Origin of the sequence: Paracoccus simplex, assembly GCF_042648325.1 — a bacterium.
GTDB classification, from domain to species: domain Bacteria; phylum Pseudomonadota; class Alphaproteobacteria; order Rhodobacterales; family Rhodobacteraceae; genus Paracoccus; species Paracoccus simplex.
Window position 1 is genome coordinate 54801 of record NZ_JBHRXE010000055.1, and the last position, 24104, is coordinate 78904.

22 protein-coding genes are annotated in these 24104 nt (G+C 66.6%); 14 read left to right on the forward strand and 8 right to left on the reverse strand.

Annotated features, from left to right (window positions below):
* The first annotated feature begins 311 nt into the window (after positions 1-311).
* The 7 genes from cysD (at position 312) to ilvD (ending at position 7836) form a co-directional block, all read left to right on the forward strand.
* Complete coding sequence (gene cysD / locus ACFOMP_RS17720; RefSeq protein ID WP_289895595.1) at positions 312-1247, forward strand: sulfate adenylyltransferase subunit CysD; 936 nt, start codon at positions 312-314, stop codon at positions 1245-1247.
* Position 1248: 1 nt separating this feature from the next.
* Positions 1249-3171 (forward strand): sulfate adenylyltransferase subunit CysN, encoded by a 1923-nt coding sequence (cysN, locus tag ACFOMP_RS17725; protein ID WP_379033002.1) that lies wholly within the window; start codon positions 1249-1251, stop codon positions 3169-3171.
* A 258-nt stretch (positions 3172-3429) separates the two neighbouring features.
* Positions 3430-3606 carry a hypothetical protein gene (locus ACFOMP_RS17730; RefSeq protein WP_289895597.1) on the forward strand — a complete coding sequence of 59 codons (177 nt, stop codon included), beginning with the start codon at positions 3430-3432 and terminating at the stop codon, positions 3604-3606.
* Positions 3607-3669: 63 nt separating this feature from the next.
* Complete coding sequence (locus tag ACFOMP_RS17735) at positions 3670-4302, forward strand: lysophospholipid acyltransferase family protein (protein WP_289895598.1); 633 nt, start codon at positions 3670-3672, stop codon at positions 4300-4302.
* 3 nt (positions 4303-4305) lie between these two features.
* Positions 4306-5244, forward strand: a complete 939-nt coding sequence (locus tag ACFOMP_RS17740) for a phosphatidate cytidylyltransferase (RefSeq protein ID WP_379033006.1) — start codon at positions 4306-4308, stop codon at positions 5242-5244.
* Entirely contained in the window at positions 5241-5903 is a 663-nt protein-coding gene (locus tag ACFOMP_RS17745) for a CDP-alcohol phosphatidyltransferase family protein (RefSeq protein WP_379033009.1), read from the forward strand. Before ACFOMP_RS17740 ends, ACFOMP_RS17745 begins: the two co-directional genes overlap by 4 nt.
* Before the next feature lie 94 nt (positions 5904-5997).
* Positions 5998-7836, forward strand: coding sequence for a dihydroxy-acid dehydratase (gene ilvD, locus ACFOMP_RS17750; RefSeq protein WP_289895601.1), 1839 nt, complete (start codon positions 5998-6000; stop codon positions 7834-7836).
* A 66-nt stretch (positions 7837-7902) separates the two neighbouring features.
* Here ilvD and ACFOMP_RS17755 read toward each other — a convergent pair whose 3' ends face one another.
* The 7 genes from ACFOMP_RS17755 to ACFOMP_RS17785 all read right to left on the reverse strand — a co-directional run bounded on the left by ACFOMP_RS17755 (position 7903) and on the right by ACFOMP_RS17785 (position 13805).
* The gene (locus ACFOMP_RS17755; RefSeq protein ID WP_379033013.1) at positions 7903-8106 is read right to left on the reverse strand and encodes a hypothetical protein; all 204 of its coding nucleotides are present in this window, start codon (positions 8104-8106) and stop codon (positions 7903-7905) included.
* Between the two features lie 164 nt (positions 8107-8270).
* Entirely contained in the window at positions 8271-8636 is a 366-nt protein-coding gene (locus ACFOMP_RS17760; RefSeq protein WP_379033016.1) for a hypothetical protein, read from the reverse strand.
* 9 nt (positions 8637-8645) lie between these two features.
* Complete coding sequence (locus ACFOMP_RS17765; RefSeq protein WP_289895604.1) at positions 8646-8921, reverse strand: DUF2484 family protein; 276 nt, start codon at positions 8919-8921, stop codon at positions 8646-8648.
* On the reverse strand, positions 8918-10345 hold the full coding sequence (gene murC / locus ACFOMP_RS17770; RefSeq protein WP_289895605.1) for a UDP-N-acetylmuramate--L-alanine ligase: 1428 nt from the start codon (positions 10343-10345) through the stop codon (positions 8918-8920). Before murC ends, ACFOMP_RS17765 begins: the two co-directional genes overlap by 4 nt.
* Positions 10342-11430, reverse strand: a complete 1089-nt coding sequence (locus ACFOMP_RS17775; RefSeq protein WP_379033020.1) for a UDP-N-acetylglucosamine--N-acetylmuramyl-(pentapeptide) pyrophosphoryl-undecaprenol N-acetylglucosamine transferase — start codon at positions 11428-11430, stop codon at positions 10342-10344. The genes murC and ACFOMP_RS17775 overlap by 4 nt, the downstream gene beginning before the upstream one ends.
* Positions 11427-12596 (reverse strand): peptidoglycan glycosyltransferase FtsW, encoded by a 1170-nt coding sequence (locus ACFOMP_RS17780; protein WP_379033023.1) that lies wholly within the window; start codon positions 12594-12596, stop codon positions 11427-11429. Before ACFOMP_RS17780 ends, ACFOMP_RS17775 begins: the two co-directional genes overlap by 4 nt.
* A gap of 228 nt (positions 12597-12824) precedes the next feature.
* A complete protein-coding gene (locus tag ACFOMP_RS17785) occupies positions 12825-13805 on the reverse strand; it encodes a TerC family protein (RefSeq protein WP_379033026.1) in 981 nt (326 codons plus the stop codon).
* 272 nt (positions 13806-14077) lie between these two features.
* Here ACFOMP_RS17785 and ACFOMP_RS17790 point away from each other — a divergent pair, with 272 nt between their 5' ends.
* From ACFOMP_RS17790 to ACFOMP_RS17810, 5 genes are all read left to right on the forward strand, one after another.
* On the forward strand, positions 14078-14965 hold the full coding sequence (locus ACFOMP_RS17790; protein ID WP_379033029.1) for an ATPase: 888 nt from the start codon (positions 14078-14080) through the stop codon (positions 14963-14965).
* Positions 14965-15891, forward strand: a complete 927-nt coding sequence (locus ACFOMP_RS17795; protein WP_289895924.1) for a homoserine O-succinyltransferase — start codon at positions 14965-14967, stop codon at positions 15889-15891. The genes ACFOMP_RS17790 and ACFOMP_RS17795 overlap by 1 nt, the downstream gene beginning before the upstream one ends.
* 2 nt (positions 15892-15893) lie before the next feature.
* Complete coding sequence (gene ppk2 / locus ACFOMP_RS17800) at positions 15894-16811, forward strand: polyphosphate kinase 2 (RefSeq protein ID WP_379033032.1); 918 nt, start codon at positions 15894-15896, stop codon at positions 16809-16811.
* A 13-nt stretch (positions 16812-16824) separates the two neighbouring features.
* Positions 16825-17766: a TPM domain-containing protein gene (locus ACFOMP_RS17805; protein WP_379033035.1), complete on the forward strand. Its 942-nt coding sequence runs from the start codon at positions 16825-16827 to the stop codon at positions 17764-17766.
* Between the two features lie 72 nt (positions 17767-17838).
* Positions 17839-18891 carry an ABC transporter substrate-binding protein gene (locus ACFOMP_RS17810; RefSeq protein ID WP_289895612.1) on the forward strand — a complete coding sequence of 351 codons (1053 nt, stop codon included), beginning with the start codon at positions 17839-17841 and terminating at the stop codon, positions 18889-18891.
* 204 nt (positions 18892-19095) lie between these two features.
* Here the strand turns inward: ACFOMP_RS17810 and aroC are convergent, their stop codons facing one another.
* Positions 19096-20196, reverse strand: coding sequence for a chorismate synthase (gene aroC, locus ACFOMP_RS17815; protein ID WP_379033038.1), 1101 nt, complete (start codon positions 20194-20196; stop codon positions 19096-19098).
* Between the two features lie 229 nt (positions 20197-20425).
* Between aroC and ACFOMP_RS17820 the strand changes: the two genes are divergently transcribed.
* Both ACFOMP_RS17820 and ACFOMP_RS17825 read left to right on the forward strand, forming a co-directional pair.
* Entirely contained in the window at positions 20426-23023 is a 2598-nt protein-coding gene (locus tag ACFOMP_RS17820; RefSeq protein ID WP_379033041.1) for a beta strand repeat-containing protein, read from the forward strand.
* Between the two features lie 191 nt (positions 23024-23214).
* The gene (locus tag ACFOMP_RS17825) at positions 23215-23709 is read left to right on the forward strand and encodes a BrnA antitoxin family protein (protein ID WP_379033044.1); all 495 of its coding nucleotides are present in this window, start codon (positions 23215-23217) and stop codon (positions 23707-23709) included.
* Positions 23710-24104: the final 395 nt, after the last annotated feature.

Here is a 24104-nt window from a genome sequence, read left to right on the forward strand (position 1 = left end):
CTGGAAAAACGAACAGTTTTGCGCGGCGATGCGGCGGAAAACGCCCGTTATCGCTGCGATGCGGCATAAAAATACCTCGAAACGCCCGCGATTTCCTTCGCTGCGCCTGCAAGAAACGGCTGAAAAGCGAACCGAAAACGAATATAGGCAACCGGCAAGGGGACCAGCGACGGGTTGCGGCGCCGCCCCCCGGGGCCGGGCATGGCGCGAATCCGCCCGGAACCGGGCGAGGCCGTTTCCCGCTCTGGTGGTCTTGGTCTTGCCGGGAAAATCTGGCAAAGGACACACATCGCAGAACAAGGGCCATGCCGATGAACAGCCAATCCGTCATACATACCGGGGGTCAGGCGGCCACGCTGACCCATCTCCAGAGGCTCGAGGCCGAGAGCATCCAGATCATGCGCGAGGTGGTGGCCACGGCCGACAACCCGGTGATGCTGTATTCCGTGGGCAAGGATTCGGCCTGCATGCTGCACCTGGCGAAGAAGGCGTTCTACCCCGCCCCGCCGCCCTTCCCGCTTCTGCATGTGGACACCACCTGGAAGTTCCGCGCCATGTACGAGCTGCGCGACCGCGCCGCGGCCGAGGCCGGCATGGAACTGATCGTCCACCACAACCCAGAGGCGATGGAAAAGGGCATCAACCCCTTCGACCACGGCAGCCTGCATACCGACATGTGGAAGACCGACGGGCTGAAACAGGCGCTGAGCAAGTTCAACTTCGACGTGGCCTTCGGCGGCGCCCGCCGCGACGAGGAAAAGTCGCGCGCCAAAGAGCGGGTGTTCTCGTTCCGCTCGGCCAACCACCGCTGGGATCCCAAGAACCAGCGCCCCGAATTGTGGAAGCTCTACAACACCCGCAAGGGCAAGGGCGAATCGATCCGGGTCTTCCCGCTGTCGAACTGGACCGAGCTGGACATCTGGCAGTACATCCATCTGGAAAACATCGACATCGTGCCGCTGTATTTCAGCCAGCCGCGCCCGGTCGTGGAACGCGACGGGCTGCTGATCATGGTCGATGACGAGCGCTTCCGGCTGCGCGACGGCGAAGAGCCGGTGATGAAATCGGTGCGTTTCCGCACGCTGGGCTGCTATCCGCTGACCGGCGCGGTGGAATCCAACGCCCGCACCCTGCCCGAAGTCATCCAGGAAATGCTGCTGACCACGACCTCGGAGCGGCAGGGCCGCGCCATCGACCACGACCAGTCGGCCTCGATGGAGAAGAAGAAACAAGAGGGGTATTTCTGAGATGAACCACGAGATGAAGGATCCCGTCTACGTCACGGATGCCCTGATCGCCGAGGATATCGACGCCTATCTGCTGAAGCACCAGCACAAAACCATGCTGCGCTTCATCACCTGCGGCTCGGTCGATGACGGCAAGTCGACGCTGATCGGCCGGCTGCTCTATGACAGCAAGATGATCTTCGAGGACCAGCTCGCAAGCCTTGAAAACGACAGCAAGAACGTGGGCACGCAAGGCGGCGACATCGACTTCGCGCTGCTGGTCGACGGGCTGGCGGCCGAGCGCGAGCAGGGCATCACCATCGACGTGGCCTATCGCTTCTTCGCCACCGACAAGCGCAAGTTCATCGTCGCCGACACCCCCGGCCACGAACAATACACCCGCAACATGGTCACCGGCGCCTCGACCGCCGACCTGGCGGTGATCCTGATCGACGCGCGCCAGGGCGTGCTGACCCAGACCCGGCGCCACAGCTACCTGGTGAACCTGCTCGGCATCAAGAACGTGGTGCTGGCGGTGAACAAGATGGACCTGGTCGATTACTCGGCCGAGCGGTTCTACGACATCGTCGCGGATTACTCGCATTTCGCCAAGCAGATCGGCATGGACAGCTTCCTGCCGATCCCGATCTCGGGGCTCAAGGGCGACAACATCGTCGGCCACAGCGACAACATGCACTGGTATCAGGGCCCGACGCTGCTGGGCCATCTGGAACAGGCGCCGGTCAACGACGCGCAGATGCAGGATCATCCGTTCCGCATGGCGGTGCAATGGGTGAACCGGCCGAACCTGGATTTCCGCGGCTTTGCCGGTCAGATCGGCGCGGGCCGGGTGCGGCCGGGCGACGCGATCCGGGTGCTGCCCTCGGGCAAGACCACGACGGTCAAGTCCATCGTCACCTTCGACGGCGACCTGGAGCAAGCGGTCGCCGGCCAGTCGGTGACGCTGACCTTCGCCGACGAGATCGACTGCTCGCGCGGCGACGTGATCGTGCAATCCGATCAGCCCTGCGAGGTCGCCGACCAGTTCGAGGCCACGCTGGTCTGGATGACCGAGCAGGAAATGCTGCCCGGCCGCCCCTATCTGCTGAAGATCGGCACCCAGGTGGTCACCGCCACCGTCACCGAGCCGAAATACGAGGTGAACGTCAACACGCTGGAGCATCTGGCCAGCAAGACGCTGGGGCTGAATGCCATCGGCGTGGTCAACATCTCGACCGACCGGCCGATCCCGTTCGAGGCCTATGCCCAGAACCCCGACCTGGGCGGCTTCATCCTGATCGACCGCATGACCAATACCACGGTGGCGGCGGGGATGATCCATTTCGCCCTGCGCCGGTCGCAGAACATCCACTGGCAGGCGCTGGACGTGAACCGCGAAGCCCATGCGGCGCTGAAGAACCAGAAGCCGGCCGTGGTCTGGTTCACCGGCCTGTCCGGCTCGGGCAAATCCACGATCGCCAATATCGTCGAGAAGAAGCTGCACGCCCTTGGCAAGCACACCTTCCTGCTGGACGGCGACAACATCCGCCACGGGCTGAACCGCGACCTGGGCTTCACCGATGCCGACCGGGTGGAAAACATCCGCCGCGTCGGCGAGGTGGCGAAGCTGATGACCGATGCCGGGCTGATCGTGCTGACCGCCTTCATCTCGCCCTTCCGCTCGGAGCGGCAGATGGTGCGCGACCTGATGGCGCCGGGCGAGTTCGTCGAGGTCTTCGTCGATACGCCCTTGGAGGTGGCCGAGGCGCGCGACGTCAAGGGACTCTACAAGAAGGCGCGCTCGGGCCAGCTGAAGAACTTCACCGGCATCGACAGCCCCTATGAGCAGCCGCAGCAGGCCGAGATCACGGTGAACACCGTCGATCTGACCCCCGAGGACGCGGCCGAACGCATCGTGCAATACGTGCTGACCAGCATGTCCTGACCGGCGGGACGACCGCCGCCCGTTGCGGGCGGGCCGGAATGGCCGGGCCTTCGGGCCCGGTTTTTTCATTTCCGGCAATGGCTTGGCGGGTGCCCGCCCATCCGGTCACCCCGCCCTACCCGCCCATGCCGGCGGCGCGCCGCCGGCGGGACCGTGGCACCCGGCACACAGTCCCGCAGACCTGTCCGAAAGTCGTACTTGCCGCGACCGGCCCTCCGGCCTCAGGCTGAGATGGCAATGACGGAAAGGGAAACGGTGATGAAAGGCACGGTCACCCTCGCCTGCCGCAAGGGAGCGTTGGTTTCAGGCGAATACGAAGTCATCGGCGACAGACTGCGCGTGTCGTATCACGGCCATGAACGATTGGTCCGGATAGATGGCGGCTCGATAGACCATCTGGCGCAGGCATTGCTGCGGGATCTCTGGCTGGAATAGGCCCGGCTTCCGTCCCGCCCCGCTTCGTGTCATGCAGGGGCCGGAACAGGGACAGGGATGCTTATGACAGCGACGATTCCGGTGCGAATGACCCGCGCGGGACTGGTGGCGACCGCGCGGCTGCTGCTGAGCCTGCGCGCCATCGACCTGCCGCCGCCCCAAGCCGCGCCGCGCATCCTGGTCGCCAACCATGTCAGCCATGCCGATTTCGTGGCGCTGTGGTCTGTGCTGCCGAAACGGCACCGCCTGCACACCCGCCCCGTCGCCGGCGCCGATTACTGGGAGCGTTCGGACCTGCGCCGCTGGATCGCCCATCGGGTGTTCCGCGCCGTGCTGATCGACCGGGACCCCAACAGCCGCCGCTCGGACCCGGTCGAAACCGTGGCCGAGGTGCTGCGCGGCGGCGAGGACGTGATCTTCTTTCCCGAGGGCACCCGCAACCTGACCGACGCGCGCCTGTTGCCGCTGAAATCCGGCATCTATCACCTGGCGCGCGCCGTGCCGCAGGCCGAGATCGTGCCGGCCTGGATCCTGAACCTGGACCGCATCCTGCCGAAAGGCGCCTTCCTGCCGGTGCCGCTGAACTGCGCCGTGCGCTTCGGCCAGCCCATGCGGGTCGAAACCGGTGAAAGCCGCGAGGCCTTCCTGGCCCGCCTTTCGCTGGCGATGCTGGCGCTGGCCGAGCAGAAAGGCTGATCCGTGGACCGTTTCCATTCCCCCTCGGCCTTCTTCTTCTACGGGCTTTTCGCCTTCCTGATTCTCGCCTCGCTGGTGGCGCGGCTGCTGATCCGCACCGGCCGGGTCGGCGGACCCACGGCGCAGAACCTCGCCGACCGCATCCGCGCCTGGTGGGTGATGATCGGCGTGCTGGCGCTGATCTTCACCCTGGGCGCCGGGGCGATCACGCTGTTCTTTGCGCTTTGCTCCATGGCGGCGCTGCGCGAATTCGCCACCATCACCCACACGCGGCGCGACGACCATGACGGGCTGGCCATCGCCTTTTACGTGATCCTGCCGCTGCAATACCTGCTGGTCTATGCCGAGGTTCCGGTCTTTGCCGCGCTGCTGATCCCGGTCTATTGCTTCCTGCTGCTGCCGGTCATCACCGTCCTGAAGGGCGAGGTGCAGGGCTTCCTGACAAGGGTGTCGGAAACGCAATGGGCGCTGATGGTCTGCGTCTATTGCGTCTCGCATATCCCGGCGATCCTGACGCTGGACATCCCCGGCTATCGCTATAGCGCCTTCACGCTGGTCGCCTGGCTGATCCTGGTCGTGCAGGCCTCGGACGTCTTGCAATATGTCTGGGGCAAGGCGCTGGGGCGGCACCTGCTGGCGCCGCGCGTCTCGCCCTCGAAGACGGTCGAGGGGCTGGCCGGCGGCGTCATCAGCGCCAGTGCGCTGGGGGTGGCGCTGGCGCCCTTCACGCCCTTCGGCTGGTGGCAGGCAGGGCTGATCGCGCTGACCGTGACCACCTTCGGCTTCCTCGGCGGGCTGATCATGTCGGCGATCAAGCGCGACCGCGGCGTCAAGGACTGGGGCACGCTGGTGCAGGGGCACGGCGGCATCCTGGACCGGCTGGACAGCCTGGTGTTCTCGGCCCCGGTGTTTCTGCATATCCTGGCATGGGGGTGGTTATGACCGAGGATTTCAGCCGGCGGCCGATCGCCAGCCGCAACACGAGATGGGCCGCCCATGTTACCCGGCGGCTGGTCGAGGAGGGCGTGGCGCCCAACCGCATCTCGGCCGGCTCGGTCGTGGCGGCGGCGCTGGCGGGCGCGGCCTTCGCGCTGGCGCAGGTCAGCGCGCTTTGGGCGGCGGGGTTGCTGCTCGTCCTCGGCGCGGCGTTCACGCAATTGCGGCTGCTCTGCAATCTCTTCGACGGGCTGGTAGCGGTCGAGGGCGGCATGGGCACGCCGGACGGCGCCTTCTGGAACGAGGTGCCGGACCGGCTGTCGGACCTGATCATCCTGGCCGGCTTCGGCGCGGCGGCGGGCTGGCCGGCGCTGGGACTGCTGGCCGGGGCGCTGGCGATCCTGACCGCCTATCTGCGCGAATTCGGCCGCGCGGCCGGGCTCGGCTCGGATTTCCGCGGGCCGGGGGCCAAATCGCATCGCATGGCGGCGGTGACCGCCGGGGCGCTGCTGCAGGTCGGCGCATGGCTTTCCGGCGCGGCCTGGCCGGTCCTGACCTGGACGCTGGTTTTGGTGCTGGCGCTGACGGCGATCACCACCGTCCGCCGCAGCCGACGCATCCTGCGCGGGCTTTCCGGCCGGGCGGACGGATCAAATCTGGGCTAGCCGCCACCGTCCAGCGTGATAAGGGGTAACCTTGCCGATCCCCATGTGATACTGGCCGCCCAGCACGGACATTCAGACGACAGAGATCCCAGCCATGCCCGCATACCGTTCCCGCACCACCACCCATGGCCGCAACATGGCGGGGGCCCGTGGCCTCTGGCGCGCGACCGGGGTGAAGAACAGCGATTTCGGCAAGCCGATCATCGCCATCGTGAACAGCTTCACCCAGTTCGTGCCGGGCCATGTGCATCTGAAGGATCTGGGCCAGATGGTCGCGCGCGAGGTCGAGGCCGCCGGTGGCATCGCCAAGGAATTCAACACCATCGCCGTCGATGACGGCATCGCCATGGGCCATGACGGGATGCTGTATTCCCTGCCCTCGCGCGAATTGATCGCCGATTCGGTCGAATACATGGTCAATGCGCATTGCGCCGATGCCATGGTTTGCATCTCGAACTGCGACAAGATCACCCCCGGCATGCTGATGGCGGCGATGCGGCTGAACATCCCGGCGATTTTCGTCTCGGGCGGGCCGATGGAGGCGGGCAAGGTCACGCTGGGCGACGGGCGCAAGGTCTCGCTGGACCTGGTGGACGCCATGGTCGCGGCCGCCGACGACAAGGTCTCGGATGCCGACCTGGCCGCCATCGAGGAAGCCGCCTGCCCGACCTGCGGTTCCTGCTCGGGCATGTTCACCGCCAATTCGATGAACTGCCTGTCCGAGGCCCTGGGCCTGTCGCTGCCCGGCAACGGCTCGACGCTGGCCACGCATGCCCTGCGCAAGAACCTGTTCCTGGAAGCCGGCCGCCGCATCGTCGAGGTGACGCGCCGCCATTACGAACAGGACGACGCCTCGGTGCTGCCGCGCGTCATCGCCAGCAAGGCGGCGTTCCGGAACGCCATGTCGCTGGACATCGCCATGGGCGGCTCGACCAATACCGTGCTGCACCTGCTGGCCATCGCCCAGGAGGGCGGGGTCGATTTCACCATGGACGACATCGACGCGCTGTCGCGCAAGGTGCCCTGCCTGTGCAAGGTCGCGCCGAACACCGCCAACGTGCATATGGAAGACGTGCATCGTGCCGGCGGCATCATGGCGATCCTTGGGGAACTGGACCGTGCCGGGCTGATCGACCGCGACTGCCCGACCGTGCATGCGCCCACCATCGGCGCCGCCATCGACCAATGGGACATCGCCCGCAGCAACGACCCGGCTGCGCGCGAGCTGTTCCTGGCCGCGCCGGGCGGCGTGCCGACGCAAGTGGCCTTCAGCCAGGCGACGCTGTGGCCCGACCTGGATCTCGACCGCGAAAAGGGCGTGATCCGCTCGGCCGATGCGCCGTTTTCCAAGGATGGCGGGCTGGCGGTGCTGAAGGGCAATATCGCGCTGGACGGCTGCATCGTGAAGACCGCCGGCGTGGACGAATCGATCCTGGTGTTTTCCGGCACAGCCAAGGTCTATGAAAGCCAGGACGCCGCCGTCTCGGGCATCCTGACCGGCAAGGTCGAGGCCGGAGACGTGGTGGTCATCCGCTACGAAGGCCCCAAGGGCGGGCCGGGGATGCAGGAGATGCTGTATCCGACCAGCTACCTGAAATCGAAGGGTCTGGGCAAAGCCTGCGCGCTGATCACCGACGGGCGTTTCTCGGGCGGCACCTCGGGCCTGTCCATCGGCCATGTCAGCCCCGAAGCGGCGGCCGGCGGCACCATCGGCCTGGTGCGCGACGGCGACCGGATCGAGATCGACATCCCCAACCGCTCGATCCGCCTGGCGGTGTCCGAGGATGAACTGGCGGCGCGGCGCGCCGAACAGGACGCCGCGGGCTGGAAACCCGCGCAGCCGCGCCAGCGCCAGGTCTCGGCCGCGCTCAAGGTCTATGCGCAATTCGCCGCCTCGGCCGACAAGGGCGCGGTGCGCATCCTGCCGGAATGAGAAACGGGGCCGCCCGGCCCCTTCCCAGCCTTGCGATGGCCGGCCCCACCGCCGGGCCGGCTTTGCTCATCCGGCCTCGGCCAGCCGCGCCAGGTCGAGCCGCAGCACCGAATCCACCGCATCCTTGCGGAAGCCGAGATGCTGCTCCTCGGTCGCGGCCTTCACGCTGACATAGAGCAGCGCGCCGTCGGCGCTGACGTCCAGGCTATGGGGATGGATCGGCAGCGACAGGCTGCCTGACGCGCAATCCTTGCCGCCCAAGACCAGCAACTCGCCGGTGCCCCCGGCCGCCTCGCGCGTGACGCCGCCGGGTATCCAGTGTCATGCCAAGCAGCTCGGTTTCCCGACGCCGGCGTCGCCGGCCTCACGACTGGCAAAGCCGCCTGCGCCGGAAGCCTGGTCCGGACGCGCAGGCGGGTGCGGGGCGCCTGGCATTATTCCACGGCACTGAGCAGCACCGCCAGCGCTCCAAGCCCGCCGAGCAGCCAGACATCCCATAGGGCGACGGGTCCGGACCCGGCAGCGGCGTCGCTCAGCCGGTCGTAGAGCCAGCGCCCGGCCGCGCCAAGCACCAGCCCGCCGGCGGCGACCAGCAGCAGCAGGCACAGAAGCGCGCCGACGATGCCGGGCAGGTAGCCGCCCGTCTTGGTGCCGCTTATCAGATAGCACAGACCGGCCGCGCCCAGCAGCAGCGCCAGTGGCAGGGCCAGCGGCACCAGCGACCGGGTCGCGGCGCGCAGCGCGCCAATCGTGGCGGTCAGGGTCACCGTGACGGCGATGATCAGCCAGACCAGTGCCATGCCGGCCGGTCAGTGCAGCCCGCGACGCAGGGGCGCGCGGCGGCGGCGCAGCGCCTCGAAGGGCGGCCAGACCAGCAGCGACAGGCCGATGGCAAGGAACAGCACGCCGAAGCCCGGCCCGCAGAGATAGGTCAGCCAGCCCAGCACCGGCACACCGCACAACACCAGGGCCCAAAGCGCCGAGTGACGCCAGCGCAGCCGCACGAAGGGCAACAGGCAGGCCGCGACGCCCCAGAGCACCGCGCAAAGCGCTGCGCCGACGGGATGGGCGATCAGCGCGATCACGCGGCCTTCTCCGTCAGCCGTTCCGGCAGGTTGTTGGCCCAGGCCGAGATGGTGCCGGCACCCAGACAGACCACCATGTCGCCGGGCCGCGCCTGCTCGCGCACCAGCCGCTCCAGGTCGCCCTCGTCCATCACCGCGCGGGCGTGACGGTGGCCGTGGGCGATCAGCCCGGCGACCAGGTCATCGCGCGAGGCGCCGGGGATCGGCTCCTCACCGGCCGAATAGACCTCGGCGATGCCGACCACGTCGGCCTCGTTGAAGCAGGTGCAGAAATCGTCGAAGAGGCTGGAGAGCCGGGAGTAGCGGTGCGGCTGGTGCACGGCGATGACCCGGCCCTTGGTGGCCTGGCGGGCGGCCTTCAGCACGGCGGCGATCTCGACCGGGTGGTGACCGTAATCGTCGATGATGGTGACGCCGTTCACCTCGCCCACGCGGGTGAAGCGGCGGCCGACGCCGCCGAACTTAGCCAGCGCCTCGCGGATCTGGGCGCGCTTCATGCCAAGGTGGCGGGCGACCGCGACTGCGGCCAGCGCGTTCGAGACGTTGTGGTCGCCCGGCATCGGCAGGGTGCAGCCCTCGATCACCGGGGTTTCGCCGTCGTTCAGCGCCGCTTCGCCCTGCAGGGCGATGTCGAAATGCGCCACGCCGTTTTCATAGCGCAGGTTCATGGCGCGGATGTCGGCCTGGGCGTTGAAGCCGAAGGTGGCGACGCGGCGGTCGGTCAGCTTGCCGACCAGCGCCTGCACCTCGGGGTGGTCGGTGCAGCAGACGGCAAGGCCGTAGAAGGGGATGTTCGAGACGAAATCCTGGAAGCCCTTGCGCAGCGCGTCGAAGGAGCCCCAGTGCTCCATATGCTCGGGGTCGATGTTGGTGACGATGGCGATGGTGGCGGGCAGGCGGTTGAAGCTGCCGTCGCTCTCGTCGGCCTCGACCACCATCCATTCGCCGGCGCCGGCGCGGGCGTTGCTGCCATAGGCGTGGATCACGCCGCCATTGATGACGGTCGGGTCGAAGCCGCCCGCGTCCAGCAGCGTCGCGACCATGGTGGTGGTGGTGGTCTTGCCATGGGTGCCGGCGATGGCGACGTTGGATTTCAGCCGCATCAGCTCGGCCAGCATCTCGGCGCGGCGCACCACCGGCAGGCCGCGGCGGCGCGCCTCCTCAAGCTCGGGATTGCCCTTCTTGATCGCGGTCGAGATCACCACCACCCCGGCCTCGCCGATATTCTCGGCGCGCTGGCCTTCGAAGACGGTGGCGCCCAGGCTTTCCAGCCGGTCGGTGATCTTGGAGCGTTTCGCATCCGAGCCCTGCACCTGGTAGCCGAGCGTCATCAGCACCTCGGCGATGCCGGACATGCCGATGCCGCCGATGCCGACGAAATGGATGGGGCCCAGTTCGCCCGGGAGTTTGGTCGCTGCATTCATCGGGTCAGGTCCGTCACTAGATCTGCAAGGCGCTGCGCCGCGTCGGGGCGACCCAGCGAAAGCGCCGCCGCAGCCATGGCGGAGGCGCGGGCGCCGTCGGAAAGGATGTCCCGCATGTCGCGCCTGAGGCTCTCGGCGTCAAGCACGGATTCGGGCAAAAGGATGGCCGCGCCGGATTCCGCAAGGGCACGGGCGTTAGCGGTCTGGTGGTCGCCGGTGGCGGCGGCATAAGGGATCAGGATGGCCGGGCGGCCAATCACGGTGATGTCGGCGATGGACGAGGCCCCGGCCCGGCTGACCACCAGCTGCGCCTGCGCCAGCCGTTGCGGCACGTCGTCGAAGAAGGGCCGCACCACGGCGGCGATGCCGGCCTCCGCATAGGCGGCGGCGACGCGCTCGCCGTCCTCGGCCCGGGCCTGGTGGCTGACCGACAGCCGGGTTCGCACCCCTTCGGGCAGGCCGGCGATGGCCTCCGGCACCCGGTCCGAAAGCACGCGCGCGCCCTGGCTGCCGCCGATGACCAGCAGGTTCAGCGGCCCGTCCGAAGGCGGCAGATAGGGCGCGGCGGCATGGTCCAGCACCGCCCGACGCACCGGGTTGCCGGTATGGATGCCCTGCACCCCCGGCGGCAGCACGGTCGGCCAGGTGCCGCAGGCGACGCGGTCCACCCGGCGGGCAAAGGCCATGTTCACCCGGCCCACGATGCCGTTCTGCTCGTGGATCATGCGCGGGATCTTCAGCGCCAGCGCCGCCGACATGGCGGGGATGGTCGGATAGCCGCCAAAGCCCACCACCACGGCCGGGCGGTCGGCGCGCATCCGGCGCATGGCCGCAAGCACGCCGGCGCCGATGCGGAAGGGCACGGCAAGCTTCGCCAACGCGCCGCCGCGCGCGGTGGTGGCAGAGCTGACCACCTCGCGCGCGACCTCGGCCGGGAAGGCGCCGGCATAGCGGGCGCCGCGCTCGTCGGTCGAAAGCTTGACGCGCCAGCCGCGCGCCAGCAGCACCTCGGCCAGCGATTGCGCCGGGAACATATGCCCGCCGGTGCCACCGGCGGCGATCAGGCAAAGCGGGGCCACGCTCATCCCCGGCCCCGGCCCAGCAGATCGCCGATCCGGCCCTGCGGCCGCGCGCGGGTCAGCGCCAGCAGCATGCCCATGGCGATGCCCGAGGCGATGACCGACGAACCGCCATAGCTGACGAAGGGCAGCGTCATGCCCTTGGCCGGCAGAAGCCGCACCGCAACACCCATGTTGATCAGCGCCTGCACGCCGAAGGCGCAGGCCAGTCCGGTGCCGGCGATGCGGGCGAAGGGATCGCGTTCGCCCTGCAGGCGCAGCAGCGAGCGGATGACGATGGTGGTGTAAAGCGCGATGATGATCAGGACCAGGATCAGCCCGTATTCCTCGGCCGCGACGGCAATGATGAAATCGGTATGCGCGTCGGGCAGCGACCACTTGACCGTGCCCTCGCCCACGCCGACGCCGAAGAAGCCGCCCTCCTGGATGGCGTTGGTGGCATAGCCGAGCTGGGTGCGCGGATCGACCTCGGCGGCGAGAAAGCCGTTGATGCGGCGGGCGAAGTGCTCCGAGGCGCCATAGGCGAAGACGCCGCCGACGCAGGCCAGCCCCATCACGCCCCCCAGAAGGTAAAGCGGCGCCCCGGCGATGAAATACATCACGCACCAGGAAAACAGCACCAGCGAGGCCTGGCCGAAATCGGGCTGCATCGCCAGAAGCAGCACCACGACCACGGCAAGCCCGAAGGAGAAGGACTTGCCGGGCGGGCCGCCGACCTCCTGGCTGGCGGCCATGAACCAGGCGCAGATGGCGACAAAGCAGGGCTTCAGGAACTCCGAGGGCTGCACCGACATGCCGCCGGGCAGCCGCAGCCAGCGCACCGCGCCCTTGCCGAAATCGGTGCCGATGACCGGCAGCGCGAACAGGACCAGCAGCGCGACCAGGAAACCCAGCACGCCGAGCCGACGCACCTGCCGGGGCGAGAAGGTCGAGATCACCAGCATGATCACCAGCGCCATGGCGCCGAAAACCGCCTGGCGACTGACGTAATAGAACTGCGGCAGGCTGTTCCTTTCGGCCAGCGGCACCGAGGCCGCCAGTCCCAGAAGAAGCCCTACCGCGAAAAGCCCCAGCACGCAGGCCAAGGACCATCGGTCCAGCGTGCGCCACCAGCGGGGAAGAATCGGATCACCAGCCCGAACGGGCGTGGTGCCAAAGACCATCTCGGTCATGGGTTACCGCCGTCACTGCCTCGTTTGCATCGCCCGTTTGCCGGGTCTGAGCGGCAGCATAGCGCGATTGTACCCGGCGCGCTACTGCGGATTGATTACCGCGACGGCAGCCCGGATCAGGTCGCGCGAAGGCGGCCGGGTTTGGCACCCCGCCGCACCTTCCCTTCTCTGTTGGTCAAATACCCGGCCGCAGCCGCGCGGCCGGGCGCGGCGCCCGAGGCTTGGCGCTCAGGCGCGCGCCGCGTCCTTGCGGGTGCGCCACAGCGACCAGCCGATACCGGCGCCGAGGATGGCGAAGGTGATGCCCAGCGAGATCGCGGGCGGGAATTTGGCCAGCCCCATCAGGTCGGCCAGAAACACCTTGGAGCCGATGAAGATCAAGAGCACCGCCAGCGCCTGCTTGAGGTATTCGAAGCGGTGGATGATCGCCGCCAGCGCGAAGAACAGCGCGCGCAGGCCCAGGATGGCGAAGATGTTCGAGGTATAGACGATATAGGGGTCGGTGGTGATGGCAAAGACCGCCGGCACCGAATCGACGGCGAAGATCACGTCGGCGATCTCGATCATCGCCAGCGCCAGCAGCAGCGGCGTCGCATAACGGCGGAGGCGGCCGGTCGCGGGATCGGGCCGCTTCACGACGAAGGCATGGCCGTGCAGCTCCTCGGTCAGCGGCATGCGGCGGCGCAGGAAGGCCAGGACCGGGTTCGAACCCATGTCATGCTCCTTGTCGCCGATGAACAGCATCTTGATGCCGGTCAGGATCAGGAAGCCGGCGAAGACATAGAGGATCCAGCCGTATTGCGCGACCAGCGTGGCGCCGACGCCGATCATGATGCCGCGCAGCACGATCACGCCCAGGATGCCCCAGAACAACACCCGGTGCTGGTAGCGGCGCGGGATCGACAGCGTGGCGAAGATCAGCGCGATGACGAAGACATTGTCCATCGCCAGGGTCTTTTCCACCACGAAGGCGGTCATGTATTCGGCGGCGGCATTGCTGCCCAGCTGATACCAGACGAAGCCGCCGAACAGCACGCCCAGGGTGATGTAGAAGGACGAGAGCTTCAGGCTTTCGGCGACGCCGATCTCCTTGTCGCCGCGGTTGAGCACGCCGAGGTCAAAGGCCAGCAACAGGCCGACCAGGCCGATGAAAACCAGCCACAGCCAGATCGGCGTGCCGAGAAACAGGGTGAGATAGAAAGGTTCCATGTCAGGCTCCACGTTGAACGAAAGCCGGTGCGTAGCCTTGGGCGGGAAAGGGGATCCGGGCTGGCACCGAGCAGGGCTCGATGCGGTCCGACATCACGACAAGCGTCGTCAGAGGGGCCCGGTCCGCCCGCCCCAGATAGGGGCTCAGGGCCGGGATGCAAGGGCGGGCCGGTCGCTTTTTCGGGCGGCGGGCCGATCGGCGGGGACGGGCACCCCTTTTCCTTGGCCCCGCGCGGGACTAACTATCGCCAAGCCCAGCAAAAGGAAGGCCCATGCTCTACAAGACCCAAGCCGAGTGGCTGGCCGCCCCGAAGAAGCGCGTGCTGTTCTTCGGCATGTCCGGGCTGGGCAAGACTTTCCTCGCCTCGATGCTGCGCGGCTCGGGGGAATGGTTCCACTATTCGGTCGATTACCGCATCGGCACCCGCTACATGGGCGAGCTGATTGCCGACAACTTCAAGCGCGAGGCGATGAAGGTGCCGTTCCTGCGCGAGCTCTTGCTGTCGGATTCGGTCTATATTGCCTCGAATATCACCTTCGAGAACCTGGCGCCGCTGTCCACCTATCTGGGCAAGCCCGGCAGCGTCACCCGCGGCGGGCTGGAATTCGACGAATACATGCGCCGCCAGGACCAGCACCGCATGGCCGAGGTCGCGGCGCTGCTGGATACCGGGCATTTCATCCGCCGCGCGCAGGAGATCTACAACCTGCCGAATTTCGTCTGCGATTCCGGCGGCTCGGTCTGCGAGGTGGTGGACCCCTATGCCGAACGCGACCCGGTGCTGGACGTGCTGGAGCGCGACCTGCTGCTGGTCTGGATCAAGGGCTCGGCCGCGCATACCGAGGAACTGGTGCGCCGCTTCGACCGGGCGCCGAAGCCGATGTATTACCAGCCGGATTTCCTCGACCGCGCCTGGACCGACTATCGCGTGGAAAAGGGCCTGGCCGAGGGGCAGGTCAATCCGGACGACTTCATCCGCTGGACCTATGCCCGGGCGCTGGCCCATCGTCAGCCCCGCTACGAAGCCATGGCCCGGCGCGGCGTGACCATCCTGGCCGAGGAAGTGGCCGGGGTAAGAACCCCCGGCGATCTGACCGCGCTGATCGGCCGGGCCATCGACAGAAAAACCGACAGGAAGACCGTCAGAAAGGACGCATGATGCCCATCACCCTGCCCAATGACCTGCCCGCCTTCGACATCCTGTCGAACGAGGGCGTCATGGTCATGTCGCCGGGGCGTGCGGCGATGCAGGACATCCGGCCGCTGCGCATCGGGCTTTTGAACCTGATGCCCAAGAAGATCCAGACCGAGAACCAGTTCGCCCGGCTGATCGGCGCCACGCCCCTGCAGATCGACTTCCAGCTGATCCGCATGTCGGACCACGAAAGCCGCAACACCGCCGCCGACCACATGGAAAGCTTCTACCGCCGCTTCTGCGAGGTCGAGGAGACGGGCGAGAAGTTCGACGGGCTGATCATCACCGGCGCGCCCATCGAGCACCTGCGCTTCGAGGAGGTGACCTATTGGGACGAATTGCAGCGGCTTTTCGCCTGGACGCAGAGCCATGTGCATTCGACCTTCGGCGTCTGCTGGGGCGGCATGGCCATGGCCTGGCATTTCCACCGGCTGGAAAAGCACATGCTGGACCACAAGGCCTTCGGCTGCTTCCGCCACCAGAACCTTGCCCCCGCCTCGCCCTATCTGCGAGGATTCTCGGACGATGTGCTGGTGCCGGTCAGCCGCTGGACCGAGGTGCGCCAGCCCGAGGTGGACGCCATCCCGGCGCTGCGGACGCTGATCGCCTCGGACCAGGTCGGGCCCTGCCTGATCGAGGATGCCGGCCACCGCGCGCTCTATGTCTTCAACCATTTCGAATATGACAGCACCACGCTGAAGGACGAATACGACCGCGACGTGGTCTCGGGCAAGCCGATCAACGTGCCGGTGAACTATTATCCCGAGGACGATCCGTCGCGCCTGCCGACGAACCGCTGGCGCAGCCATGCGCATCTGCTCTACGGTAACTGGATCAACGAGATCTACCAGACCACCCCCTTCGACCTGAACCGCATCGGCGAGGCCTGAGCATGGGAAAGAACGGCGAGGACACGCAGGACAAGCAGTACAAGGCGCCGCCCGACCTGCCCTTCGTCGGCGCCATCACCCGCTATCTGGAAAAGCAGGCGCCCGACGAGCTGCGCAAGGCGGTGAAGGCGGCGGAAAAGGACCGCATCATCGAGCCCTCCTACCCCTATGCCGAGGAGATGAAGGGCAAGGATTACGACGAGCAGATGGCCGGGCTGCAATTGCAGCTGGTGCGGCTGATGCGCGACGTGATCCATGGCGGCAAGCGCATGGTGGTGCTGTTCGAGGGTCGCGACGCCGCCGGCAAGGGCGGCACCATCGAACGGGTACGCGAGAACCTGAACCCGCGCTCGGCCTATATCGTCGCCCTGCCCAAGCCCAGCGAGCGCGAGACCGGCGAATGGTATTTCCAGCGCTACGTCGACTGGCTGCCGGCGCGGGGCGAGATCGCGCTCTTCGACCGCAGCTGGTACAATCGCGGCGTGGTCGAGAAGGTCTTCGGCTTCTGCACCGACGCGCAGCGCGAGACCTTCTTCCGCCAACTGCCGCGCTTCGAGACCATGCTGGTGGATGACGGGGTGATCCTGGTCAAGCTGTGGCTCGAGGTCGGCCGGGCCGAGCAACTGAGCCGCTTCCTCGACCGCGAGCAGGATCCGCTGAAGCAGTGGAAGCTCAGCCCGATCGACGTCGAGGGGCTGGCGAAATGGGACGATTACAGCGCGGCGATCCAGGACACGTTGCTGCGCAGCCATTCGGTCATCGCGCCCTGGACGGTGATCCGCGCCGACGACAAGAAGCGGGCGCGGATCGCCGCGATCCAGACCATCCTGCGCGCGGTCGAGTTCGCCGGCCGCGACGAGGCGCTTATCGGCCAGCCCGACCCGCAAATCACCGGCGGCCCCGAGATCCTGCCGGGCTAGAGGGCAAGACAGGATGCGCGCCCCCTCCGCCGCCGCCCCGTCCCGCTTCCGACCCCTGCGCGTGCTTCTGGGGCTTTTCGCCCTGCTGTGGCTGGCGTTTCCGACCCATGCGCAGAACCTGCCGGACTGGCAGCAGACCGGCATCAACGATTTCGCCGGCCTGCTGTCGCCCGAGGATGCCCGCGCCCTCGACGCGGCGCTGAGCGCGCTGCGCGAGCAGACCGGCATCGAAGGCACCGTGGTCACGCTGACCGACCGGGCACGCCACGGCGGCGGAACGGAGGGGTTGGAGGCCTTTGCCACCCGGCTGTTCAACCACTGGGGCGTCGGCGATGCCACGCGCAACGACGGGTTCATGGTTCTGGTGCTGGCCGGGGAGCGCGAGGCGCGGATCGAACTCGGCCGCGGCTACGAGAACGATGCCGACATCCTGGCGCAAGAGATCCTGCGCAACACCATGTTGCCCGCCTTCCGCGACGGCGCGATGTCGCGGGGCATCCGCGACGGCACCGAGGCGGCGATCGCGCTCATCGCCCGGCCCACGGCCGCGGGGCGGCCGCTTGGGTCGCCGGGCAATTCCTGGCTGGAACGGCTGTTCCCCTGGCTTTTCGGCGCGGCCTGGGTCGCGATCCTCGGCGGCATGGCGCGGCAGGTCTGGCGGCGCAACCGTTGCCCGCAATGCGGGCGGCGGGGCCTGGAAACCCGGACCGCGCCGCTGCAGACCCCGCTGCCCGAGGGCGGCCACATGGTCTCGCACGAGACCGTCACCCGGCGCTGCCCCGGCTGCGGCTGGTCCGAGACCCGGCCGCGACCCTTGCCGCAGACGGTCTGGTACGACCCCGCGGGCGCGGTGCTGCGCCGCGAGCGCAGGCCCGGCTTCCGCGGCCGTTCCGGCGGGTCCTCGGGCTTCGGCGGCGGCTCGTCGCGGGGCGGCGGCGCCTCGGGCCGCTGGTAGTCAAGCCACGCTTGCGAGGCGATGCCGGGCCGGCTAGCGTCGGGTCAGTCCGCCCTCAAGGAAAGATCCGACATGACAGTTCTGCGCTCCTCCGTCCTGGCGATCGCGCTGGCCAGCACCGCCCTGACCGCCGCCCACGCCGCCGACCCCGAACTCACGGTCTTCGACTGGGCCGGGTTCGAGGAACCGGTGATCTTCCAGGGCTATATCGACAAGCACGGCGACAGCCCGACCTTTGCCTTTTACGGCGACGACGACGAGGCCTATCAGAAGCTCGCCTCGGGCTTCAAAGCCGACGTGGCGCATCCCTGCTCGCAGATGGTGTCGAAATATCGCGACGCCGGGCTGATCGAGCCCTGGGACACCGCGAAGATCCCGGCCTTCGACACGCTCGATCCGAAATTCCTCGATTCGCCGATCTTCAAGGACGATCAGGGCGTCTGGTACATCCCGACCGACTGGGGCGCCACCGCCATCGCCTATAACAAGGACAACGTGCCGGCCGAGGACGTGGCCAGCCTGAACGTTTTCGTCGACCCGAAATATCAGGGCCGCACCAGCCTGCCCGATTCGGCCGATGACGTCTGGGCGCTGGCCTATCTGGCGACCGGCACGACCGACTGGACCAAGGTGACGGACGAGCAGTTCAAGGCCGCGGCCGACTGGCTGCGCCAGGCGCATCAGAACGTCGCCGCCTATTGGGCCGACCCGGCCGAGCAGGCGCAGCTTATGGCCTCGGGCGCGGTGGACGTGGCCTGGTCCTGGAACGACGGCGTGGTGCTGCTGGAGAATGACGGCTTCCCGGTCGGCTTCCAGCGCGCGCCCAAGGAGGGCAGCTCGACCTTCTTCTGCGGCTTCATCAACCTGAAGAACGGCCCGGGCAGCGAGGACAAGGCCTATGACTTCATCAACGCCTGGCTGGCGCCGGAAGCGGCCAAGGGGCTTCTCGACACCATCGGCTACGGCCATACCTCGACCGTGGCCATGGAGACGATCAAGGACGAGCCGGCGGTAAAGGAAGGCCTGTCGCCGGTCGACGCCCCGATCCTGGCCCAGACCCCGAACGACCCCGAGCAGCGCGAAAAGCAGCTGGCCGAGTTCGAAAAGATCAAGGCCGGCTTCTGACCCCTGGCCGGCGCCCCGCCCGACCGGCGGGGCGCATCGCCTCAGGCGCGGCCGCCTGGGTATTTGGACAACCGAGAAGACCAGGCGCAGCAAACCAGGCTCATCGGCCCGGCTTGCTGCGTTGTCCCGATGGTCCGAGGGGGTGAACGGGCCCGCGCGGCGGCGCAACAGGCGGAACGGCGGCCCCGCTCGCGGCCAGCCTTCCTAGCCGATGCGGCCGCGCTGGCCGCCGGTCTGGGCGCGATCCAGCATCAGGTGGTCCAGGATCACGCAGGCCGCCATGGCCTCGGCAATCGGCACGGCGCGGATGCCGACGCATGGGTCATGCCGGCCCTTGGTGATCAATTCGATCTCCTCGCCGCACTGGTTGATGGTCCGGCGCGGCGTCAGGATCGAGCTGGTCGGCTTCACAGCGAAGCGGACCACAATGTCCTGCCCGGTCGAGATGCCGCCCAGGATGCCGCCGGCGTGGTTTGACAGAAACCGCGGGCCCTCGTTGCCCATGCGGATTTCGTCGGCATTGGCGGTGCCGGTCAGCGCGGCGGCCGCCATGCCCTCGCCGATCTCGACGCCCTTGACCGCGTTGATCGACATCATCGCTGCCGCCAGGTCGGTATCCAGCTTGGCATAGACCGGCGCGCCGAGGCCGGGCGGGCAGCCCTGGATCAGCACCTCGAGCGCGGCGCCGACGCTGTCCTGCGCCTTGCGGATGGCGTTCAGGTAATCCTCCCAGGCCGGCACCGCCGAGGCGTCGGGCAGGAAGAACGGGTTGTTGCCGATCTCGGCCGCGTCGAAATGCGCCCGGTCCAGATGCAGTTCGCCCATCTGCACCATGTAGCCGGTGATCTTGAGATCCGGCGCCAATTCGCGCAACACCGCCTGCGCCACACCGCCCGCCGCCACGCGCGCCGCCGTTTCCCGCGCGCTGGAGCGGCCACCGCCGCGATAATCGCGGATGCCATATTTCAGATGATAGGCAATGTCGGCATGGCCGGGACGGAACGCCTGGGCGATCTCGCCGTAATCCTTGCTGCGCTGGTCGGTGTTCTCGATCATCAGCTGGATCGGCGTGCCGGTGGTTTTCCCCTCGAAGACGCCCGAGAGGATGCGCACCCGGTCCGGCTCTTGCCGCTGGGTGGTGAATTTCGAGCTGCCGGGCCGGCGGCGATCCAGGAATTGCTGGATCCAGGCCTCGTCCAGCGCTACGCCGGGCGGGCAGCCATCCACCGTCGCGCCAAGCGCCGGTCCGTGGCTTTCGCCCCAGGTGGTGAAGGTGAAGACGCGACCGAAGGTGTTGAAGCTCATGGTTCCCGGACCCCTTTTTGCCTGCGATAGCCGCGCGCCGGACAAGGAGCAATCCCCGGCCGTCGCTCCGGCCTGGCATCCGGGCCGTAGCAAACCCTGCCATTCCCCGGAATATACATTTCATTTCAAGGCGTAATCCGTATTTCACGCCGCCTTCACGCGTCGAGGAGCAATCTCTCAGCACGAGGGTGAAGACGCCCCGCGACTATCAGGACGACAGGAGGAGCACATGCCTACCGGAACGAATGGCAACGACACCCTGATCGGTACGTCTGCCAGCGAAGTCTTCAATGCCCTTGGGGGGAACGATTACGTTCTTGGCCTCGGCGGCAATGACACCATCTATGGCGGCTCGGGCAACGATTACTTGTCGGGCGGCGATGGCTATGACTATATCAGCGCCGGTTCGGGAACCGACACGGTGCATGGCTGGGACGACAACGACACCATCGTCTCCAGCGGAGCCGGGCAATATTACGGCGATGCCGGCAACGACTATATCTATGCCGGCCTTGGCACCAGCGAAACGCTGGACGGTGGCGCGGATACGGATTGGCTGAACACCACCACCTATAGCGGCGCCTACAGGATCAACCTGGCGACCGGCGCCACGAATTTCACCGGCGAAAGCTATGTGAATTTCGAGAACGTCTATTCCGGATCCGGCAACGACACGCTGTACGGGACCGACGCCGCCAATACCATGTATGGCAATAACGGAAACGATTACATCTATGGATACGGCGGCAACGATTTCATTTCCGGCGGCGCCGGCAATGACTACCTGCATGCCGGAACCGGCAGCGATACGCTTTATGGCGGCAGCGACAACGACACGCTGGTTTCCAGCGGCGGCGGCCGTTATTATGGCGAGGCGGGCAACGACTATATCTATGCCGGCCTTGGCACCAGCGAGACGCTGGACGGTGGCGCGGATACGGACTGGCTGAACACCACCACCTATAGCGGCGCCTATATGATCAACCTGGCGACCGGCGCCACGAATTTCACCGGCGAAAGCTATGTGAACTTCGAGAACGTCTATTCCGGATCCGGCAACGACACATTGTACGGGACCGACGCCGCCAATACCATGTATGGCAATAACGGAAACGATTACATCTATGGATACGGCGGCAACGATTTCATTTCCGGCGGCGTCGGCAATGACTACCTGCATGCCGGAACCGGCAGCGATACGCTTTATGGCGGCAGCGACAATGACACGCTGGTTTCCAGCGGCGGCGGCCGTTATTATGGCGAGGCGGGCAACGACTATATCTATGCCGGCCTTGGCACCAGCGAGACGCTGGACGGTGGCGCGGATACGGACTGGCTGAACACCACCACCTATAGCGGCGCCTATATGATCAATCTGGCCACCGGCGCCACGAATTTCACCGGCGAAAGCTATGTGAATTTCGAGAACGTCTATACCGGATCCGGCAACGACACGCTGCTGGGTACGGATGCAGCCAATATCATCTATGGCAATAACGGAAACGACTCGATTTCCGGTCTTGCAGGTAACGATTACCTCTCTGGTGGCGCAGGCGGAGATTATCTGAACGCCGGCACTGGCACCGACACCATCTGGGGCGGAAGCGATGCCGACACCATCGTTTCCAGTGGCTACGGCCAATATTATGGCGAATCCGGCAATGACTATATCTATGCCGGGGTCGGCGGCGGCGAGACACTGGATGGCGGCACCGATGATGATTGGCTGAACACCGCCGCCTGGAGCGGCGCCTATTCCATCAACATGGTGACCGGCGCCACGAATTACACTGGCGAAAGTTTCGTCAATTTTGAAAATCTTTATTCCGGTTCCGGAAACGACACGATTCTGGGCACGGATGCGGCCAATATCATCTATGGCAACGCAGGAAACGACGCCATCGATGGTGGTGCGGGCAATGACACGCTCTATGGCGGGGTCGGCGATGACACTTTGACCGGCGGCACGGACAATGATTATCTGTCGGGCGGCGATGGCAATGACCTGCTGACCGCGACGGCGGGTACGGACACGCTTTATGGCGGCAATGGCGATGATCGGCTGGTTTCCAGCGGCGCGGGTTTCTATTCCGCGGATGCCGGCAACGACATGGTGATCGCCGGCCTGGGCGTGAATGAAACCCTGAATGGTGGCGCCGGAATCGACATGCTGGATGCCCGGACCTATTCCGGGGCCTATCGCATCAACCTGGCGACCGGCGCCACGAACTTTGCGGGCGAAAGTTTCGTGAATTTCGAGAATGCCATGACCGCGGGCGGGAATGACACCCTGCTCGGCACCGCAGGCGCCAACCTGATGAATGCCGGCGCGGGGAACGACCAGCTTCACGGCTTTGCCGGCAATGACACGCTGCAGGGGATGAACGGCAACGACTTCCTTGGCGGCGGGGCGGGGAACGACGTGCTGCAGGGCGGGGCCGGCAATGACACGCTGGCCGGCAACAACGGCGCGGACGTGCTGAATGGCGGCGCGGGCGCGGATGTGTTCCGCTTCGTGGCCCTGGCCGATTCCACCTGGGGACCGGGCCGGGATCTGATCAACGGCTTCGACGGCGTCGGCGTCGCCGTGGGCGACCGCATCGACCTTTCCGCCATCGATGCGAATGCCCTGATCGGCGGCAATCAGGCCTTTGTTTTCAATGGAACAAATCCTGGCGGCCCCGGCCGTGCCTGGGTGATCAACAGCGGCACCGAGACGCTGCTGCGGGTCAATGTCGACGGCGATCCGGCGGTCGAGATGACCATCCGAATCGCCGATGGGGCGACGCTGGCGGGCCAGTATTCCGCGAGCGACTTCATCCTCTGAGCCGGGGCCCCTCCCTCCCTGACCCGGACGATGAAGCAGAGGGGCGCGGTCCGAAAGGGCCGCGCCCTTTCCGTGCAGCGGCCATGCACGGCGCGTACACCGGGCGTACACCGGCAACGCGCGCCGCGTTCAGCACCGGTTAACCCTTGCCGGGCGATGATCCGCCGGGCAGAGGTCGGAGGATTCGGGCGATGGTCGGCAAGGCGGAAGAACAACGGCGGGTAAATTATCACTACATGGCCGATGCGATGCGGATGCTGGAATGGGATCTGCACCAGCGGCTGATGGAGGAACTGCGCATCCCCTCCGAATGGCACGAGATCGCGCGCGAGAAGGGCCAGTCGAAGAAGCTGCGGGTGACGATCCGGCTGGACGAGGAGGTGGTGAAGTTCTTCCGCTCGACCGGGGCGGACTGGCAGCCGCGGCTGAACCGGGTGCTGTCGGTCTGGATGCATGCCCGGCTGGCCGGGATGATCCGCGGGGCGGAGACGATGGATTACATGCAGCGCCGGGTCGAGGAGGGTTTCGACGGGGCGCGGCCGCGCTGGGGGGATTTGCAGCGGATGGAGGACGAGGCGTTCGGGGATGCGGCGACCCGGTTTGACGAGGTGGGGGTGCCGATGGGGGAGGAACGAGTCAGCTCGGCGGTGTTGCGGGTGGAGTTGGAAGGGCGGAGGGGAAGGTGAGGGATGGCGCATGGTCGCATTGGGCGGTGAGCAGACATTCGCTGCACGCGCGAGATGTCCATGCCTGATCTTGGAAACCAGACACTGGCGCCCGTCATGGCGACCGAGCTGCGGACTTGGGCCTGAAGCGTGGGAAGCAGAAATTCATGGGGGGAAGCGGTCTGAAGGTACTGCGGAATGATAGGTACCGCGAGGCGCAAGAGCGGACATCCATTTGCGTGCAAGAGCCTGCTCGAATCCTTTATCGGTCAACAAAGGCTATGCGGCAGCCGACGGTCATTCAAACCGCTCGGGCATCACGTTGAAGGTTCCAGACGCTTAACGGAACTTTATTTGTAACCATCCGGCGTAGGCCGCGGACGGGTGTCCGTGCTCAGGGAGTGGGCTTGGGTGCT

Bases quoted from the DNA above. Each gene is read 5' to 3' on its own strand.
- cysD (WP_289895595.1), top strand. From the start codon at position 312: ATGAACAGCCAATCCGTCATACATACCGGGGGTCAGGCGGCCACGCTG.
- cysN (WP_379033002.1), top strand. From the start codon at position 1,249: ATGAACCACGAGATGAAGGATCCCGTCTACGTCACGGATGCCCTGATC.
- ACFOMP_RS17730 (WP_289895597.1), top strand. From the start codon at position 3,430: ATGAAAGGCACGGTCACCCTCGCCTGCCGCAAGGGAGCGTTGGTTTCA.
- ACFOMP_RS17735 (WP_289895598.1), top strand. From the start codon at position 3,670: ATGACAGCGACGATTCCGGTGCGAATGACCCGCGCGGGACTGGTGGCG.
- ACFOMP_RS17745 (WP_379033009.1), top strand. From the start codon at position 5,241: ATGACCGAGGATTTCAGCCGGCGGCCGATCGCCAGCCGCAACACGAGA.
- ilvD (WP_289895601.1), top strand. From the start codon at position 5,998: ATGCCCGCATACCGTTCCCGCACCACCACCCATGGCCGCAACATGGCG.
- ACFOMP_RS17760 (WP_379033016.1), bottom strand. From the start codon at position 8,636: ATGGCACTGGTCTGGCTGATCATCGCCGTCACGGTGACCCTGACCGCC.
- murC (WP_289895605.1), bottom strand. From the start codon at position 10,345: ATGAATGCAGCGACCAAACTCCCGGGCGAACTGGGCCCCATCCATTTC.
- ACFOMP_RS17775 (WP_379033020.1), bottom strand. From the start codon at position 11,430: ATGAGCGTGGCCCCGCTTTGCCTGATCGCCGCCGGTGGCACCGGCGGG.
- ACFOMP_RS17780 (WP_379033023.1), bottom strand. From the start codon at position 12,596: ATGACCGAGATGGTCTTTGGCACCACGCCCGTTCGGGCTGGTGATCCG.
- ACFOMP_RS17785 (WP_379033026.1), bottom strand. From the start codon at position 13,805: ATGGAACCTTTCTATCTCACCCTGTTTCTCGGCACGCCGATCTGGCTG.
- ACFOMP_RS17790 (WP_379033029.1), top strand. From the start codon at position 14,078: ATGCTCTACAAGACCCAAGCCGAGTGGCTGGCCGCCCCGAAGAAGCGC.
- ACFOMP_RS17795 (WP_289895924.1), top strand. From the start codon at position 14,965: ATGCCCATCACCCTGCCCAATGACCTGCCCGCCTTCGACATCCTGTCG.
- ppk2 (WP_379033032.1), top strand. From the start codon at position 15,894: ATGGGAAAGAACGGCGAGGACACGCAGGACAAGCAGTACAAGGCGCCG.
- ACFOMP_RS17805 (WP_379033035.1), top strand. From the start codon at position 16,825: ATGCGCGCCCCCTCCGCCGCCGCCCCGTCCCGCTTCCGACCCCTGCGC.
- ACFOMP_RS17810 (WP_289895612.1), top strand. From the start codon at position 17,839: ATGACAGTTCTGCGCTCCTCCGTCCTGGCGATCGCGCTGGCCAGCACC.
- aroC (WP_379033038.1), bottom strand. From the start codon at position 20,196: ATGAGCTTCAACACCTTCGGTCGCGTCTTCACCTTCACCACCTGGGGC.
- ACFOMP_RS17820 (WP_379033041.1), top strand. From the start codon at position 20,426: ATGCCTACCGGAACGAATGGCAACGACACCCTGATCGGTACGTCTGCC.
- ACFOMP_RS17825 (WP_379033044.1), top strand. From the start codon at position 23,215: ATGGTCGGCAAGGCGGAAGAACAACGGCGGGTAAATTATCACTACATG.